The 3,945-nt window shown below is 58.5% G+C and carries 5 protein-coding genes; 2 read left to right on the forward strand and 3 right to left on the reverse strand.

Annotated elements, in window-relative coordinates; all coding sequences use genetic code 11:
• The 3 genes from ACRXB1_RS32415 to ACRXB1_RS32425 all read right to left on the reverse strand — a co-directional run.
• Nucleotides 1-431, reverse strand: a 431-nt coding sequence (locus tag ACRXB1_RS32415) for an NAD(P)-binding domain-containing protein (RefSeq protein WP_449494360.1), incomplete at its 3' end; no start/stop codon positions are given.
• Nucleotides 432-508: 77 nt separating this feature from the next.
• Nucleotides 509-1,000, reverse strand: a complete 492-nt coding sequence (ilvN, locus tag ACRXB1_RS32420; protein WP_047844600.1) for an acetolactate synthase small subunit — start codon at nt 998-1,000, stop codon at nt 509-511.
• 111 nt (nt 1,001-1,111) lie between these two features.
• Nucleotides 1,112-2,875 carry an acetolactate synthase 3 catalytic subunit gene (locus ACRXB1_RS32425; protein ID WP_061999845.1) on the reverse strand — a complete coding sequence of 588 codons (1,764 nt, stop codon included), beginning with the start codon at nt 2,873-2,875 and terminating at the stop codon, nt 1,112-1,114.
• A gap of 384 nt (nt 2,876-3,259) precedes the next feature.
• Between ACRXB1_RS32425 and ACRXB1_RS32430 the strand changes: the two genes are divergently transcribed.
• Complete coding sequence (locus ACRXB1_RS32430; RefSeq protein ID WP_056354030.1) at nt 3,260-3,823, forward strand: RNA polymerase sigma factor; 564 nt, start codon at nt 3,260-3,262, stop codon at nt 3,821-3,823.
• A partial coding sequence (locus tag ACRXB1_RS32435) for a DUF3619 family protein (RefSeq protein ID WP_449494361.1) occupies nt 3,820-3,945 on the forward strand: 126 nt, incomplete at its 3' end. The genes ACRXB1_RS32430 and ACRXB1_RS32435, both read left to right, overlap by 4 nt.

The raw sequence follows: 3,945 nt of genomic DNA on the forward strand, positions 1-3,945 counted from the left end.
TCGCCTTGTGCGTAGGTGCCGCGCACCGTGTGACCCGGCGCCTTCGGGGCGATCATGATCACGTCCAGATCGGCGCGCGGGATGACCTGGCCATAATGCACGTTGAAGCCGTGAGCGAATGCCAAAGCAGCGCCTTCCTTGGCGTTGTCGTGCACTTCGTTCTTGTAGACTTCAGCGATCTGCTCGTCCGGCAGCAGCATCATGACGACGTCTGCGCCCTTCACGGCTTCGGCCACTTCCTTGACCTTCAGTCCGGCCTTCTCGGCCTTGCTCCACGATGCGCCGTTCTTGCGCAGGCCGACCGTCACGTTCACGCCGCTGTCCTTCAGGTTCAGCGCGTGTGCATGGCCTTGCGAGCCATAGCCGATGATCGTGACCTGCTTGCCCTTGATGAGGGAGAGATCGGCGTCTTTGTCGTAGAAAACTTTCATGTCGGTTCCTTTGCCTTGAATAGATTCGTTGATTCGTTTAAGGGGTACTGATAACTGCGAGTTCGTTGCGGCGAGTCTCAAACCTTCAGAATGCGCTCGCCCCGGCCAATGCCAGAACTTCCGGTGCGCACGGTTTCGAGAATCGCCGTCGCATCAAGCCCCTGAATAAAGGCGTCGAGCTTGTCGCTCGCGCCTGTCAGTTCCATCGTGTAGCTTTTTTCGGTGACATCGATGATCCGGCCGCGGAAGATATCCGCCATCCGCTTCATCTCTTCCCGCTCCTTGCCGACTGCCCTTACCTTGATCAGCATCAGCTCGCGCTCGATGTGGGCGCCCTCTGTCAGGTCGACCACTTTCACCACCTCGATCAGGCGGTTCAGGTGCTTCGTGATCTGTTCGATCACGTCGTCCGAGCCAATGGAAACGATGGTCAGCCGCGACAGCGAACTGTCTTCGGTCGGCGCCACCGTCAAGGTCTCAATGTTGTAGCCGCGTGCGGAAAAGAGCCCGACGACACGCGATAACGCGCCCGGTTCGTTTTCCAGCAGCACGGAAATGATGTGTCTCATGATTTGCGTTCCCGATTAATCCAGTTGGATGGCGTGTTCTCGTCAGACCCGCGCGCAATCGAACGTCTTTTGTGAAGACGGGCGCGCGCGAATCCGCACAGGAAACAGCCGTTATAGATCTTCCGATCCGAGCAGCATTTCCGTGATGCCCTTGCCTGCCTGGACCATCGGAAAGACGTTTTCGGTGGGATCTGTCTGGAAGTCGAGGAATACCGTGCGATCCTTCAGGCGCAATGCTTCTTTCAACGCCGGTTCGACATCGCGCGTATGTTCGATGCGCATGCCTACATGGCCGTACGCTTCGGCGAGCTTCACGAAATCAGGCAGCGCGTCCATGTACGAACTGGAATAACGCTTCTTGTATTCGATCTGCTGCCACTGGCGAACCATGCCGAGATAGCGGTTGTTCAGCGAGATGATCTTGATCGGCGTGTTGTACTGCTTGCACGTCGACAATTCCTGGATGCACATCTGGATCGAGCCTTCGCCCGTGATGCACAGCACTTCGTCGTCCGGATGCGCCATCTTCACGCCCATGGCAGCCGGCAAACCGAAGCCCATGGTGCCGAGCCCGCCCGAGTTGATCCAGCGGCGCGGCTCGTTGAACCGGTAGAACTGCGCGGCCCACATCTGGTGCTGGCCCACGTCCGAACAGACGTACGCTTCGCCGCCGGTGAGCTCCCAGGCTTTTTCGACCACATATTGCGGCTTGATGATCTCGCTCTTGCGGTCGAACTTGAGGCAGTCCTTCGAACGCCATGCTTCGATGTCCTTCCACCAGTCGGCAAGCGCCGCGGTATCGGGGCCATGGTCGGCCGTCTGCAATTGCTCGATCAGTTCCTTCAGCACTTCCTTCACGTCGCCGACGATGGGGATATCGACCTTCACGCGTTTGGAAATGGACGACGGATCGATGTCGATGTGAATGATCTTCTTCGCGTGCGACGCAAAATGCTCCGGATCGCCGATCACGCGGTCATCGAACCGCGCGCCGATCGCGATCAGCACGTCGCAATGCTGCATGGCCATGTTGGCTTCGTACGTGCCGTGCATGCCGAGCATGCCGAGGAACTGCTTCTTGTCCGCGCGATATCCGCCGAGACCCATCAGCGTGTTCGTGACCGGATAACCGAGCAGATCGGCGAACTGGTTCAACTCGCGCGCCGCATTCGCCAGGATGATGCCGCCGCCGGTATAGATATACGGACGCTTGGCCGACAGCAAAAGCTGCACGGCCTTGCGGATCTGGCCCGAATGGCCTTTGGTGACCGGATTGTACGAACGCAGCGAGACGGATTTGACCGGCTCGTATTTGCACGGCGTCTTTGAAACGTCTTTCGGAATGTCGATCAGCACCGGGCCGGGACGGCCTGTGCGCGCGATATAAAACGCTTTCTTGATGGTGGAGGCCAGTTCACGCACGTCCTTCACGAGGAAGTTGTGCTTCACGCACGGGCGTGTGATGCCGACCGTGTCGCACTCCTGGAACGCATCCTGGCCAATCGCCGCAGTCGGAACCTGACCGCTGATGACGACGAGCGGAATGGAGTCCATGTAAGCCGTGGCGATACCGGTCACCGCGTTGGTGACGCCGGGGCCCGAGGTCACGAGGCACACGCCGACGTTGCCGGTGGAACGCGCATAGGCGTCGGCGGCATGAACCGCGGCCTGTTCGTGGCGCACGAGGATATGCTGGATCTGGTCCTGCTTGTACAACTCGTCGTAGATATAGAGTACCGAGCCGCCGGGATAGCCCCAAATGAACTCGACGTTCTCGTCAGCCAGCGCGCGCATGAGCACGGTGCCGCCAATGGATTGCGCTTCGAGTGGGGGAGTCGTATCCGACGTGGAGAATTCCGCGCTGGGCATATTCATACATTCACCTTTCGAATTTTCGGCAAAAAATTGATTGGGTGCTCTCTGCCGGGCTTATGGCTCGGGTTCAAGCGGCGCGTCTAAATGGGAAGCGGGCTTCTTGGGCTCGCCTCAAAGAGACAGTTCACTGATGATGCGAGTCGGAAACGATAGCCCGAGGCAATAAAGACAGTCAAGCAAAAACTTCTTGGACCCCAACCGGAATGCGCTGAAAAGGGGTGAAAAAAGGCTCGGAACTCTCCGAAATGATGCGGAAAAGTCTGCTTCGCGGGCCGCCGTCTGAGGCATTTCCTCGCTGTTCACCCAAAAGTTTGTTAGCATCCGCAGGTTTTTAACCTCTCACCAACCCTTATCGACGCACACTCGTTGCGCCGGGCCTCACGGATGGCATCAGACAAGGAACTCGCCGATTTTCTGGCGGGCGTCGAAAGACGCGCGTTCAAGCAGACGGTGTACACCGTACGTGACGACGACGCGGCGCTCGACATCGTTCAGGATGCGATGATCAAGCTCGCCGAAAAATACGGCGACCGCCCTCCGGCTGAATTGCCGCTTTTGTTTCAGCGTATCCTGCAAAATGCAACGCACGACTATTTCCGGCGCCAGAAGGTCAGGAATACGTGGGTGAGCCTGTTTTCGTCGTTCGGGAACGCAGACGACGACGAATTCGACCCCCTCGAAACCTTCGAATCGCAGGATGGCACGGTCGGTGCGGAGAGCAGCGAAAGCCGGCTCGAGCGCGAACAGGTGCTCAATCTGATCGACGCGGAAATCCAGAAATTGCCAGCACGTCAACGGGAAGCGTTTCTCATGCGTTACTGGGAGGATATGGATGTCGCCGAAACCGCCGCTGCAATGGGCTGCTCTGAGGGCAGCGTAAAAACGCATTGCTCGCGGGCCACGCATGCGCTGGCACACGCGCTGAAGGCGAAAGGAATCACGCTATGAGCAACGCTCTCGATCAGAAAGAAGCCGAATTCGCGCTGAAGGTACGCCGCGCGCTCGACGAAAGTATTACAACGCTACCTGCCGCGTCGCTCGACAAGCTCGCGGCGGCCCGGCGGACGGCA

This window comes from Caballeronia sp. M23-90 (assembly GCF_053574605.1).

What these genes read in the sequence shown, in the direction of transcription:
- ilvN (WP_047844600.1), bottom strand. Translation starts at nt 1,000, where the DNA reads ATGAGACACATCATTTCCGTGCTGCTGGAAAACGAACCGGGCGCGTTA.
- ACRXB1_RS32425 (WP_061999845.1), bottom strand. Translation starts at nt 2,875, where the DNA reads ATGAATATGCCCAGCGCGGAATTCTCCACGTCGGATACGACTCCCCCA.
- ACRXB1_RS32430 (WP_056354030.1), top strand. Translation starts at nt 3,260, where the DNA reads ATGGCATCAGACAAGGAACTCGCCGATTTTCTGGCGGGCGTCGAAAGA.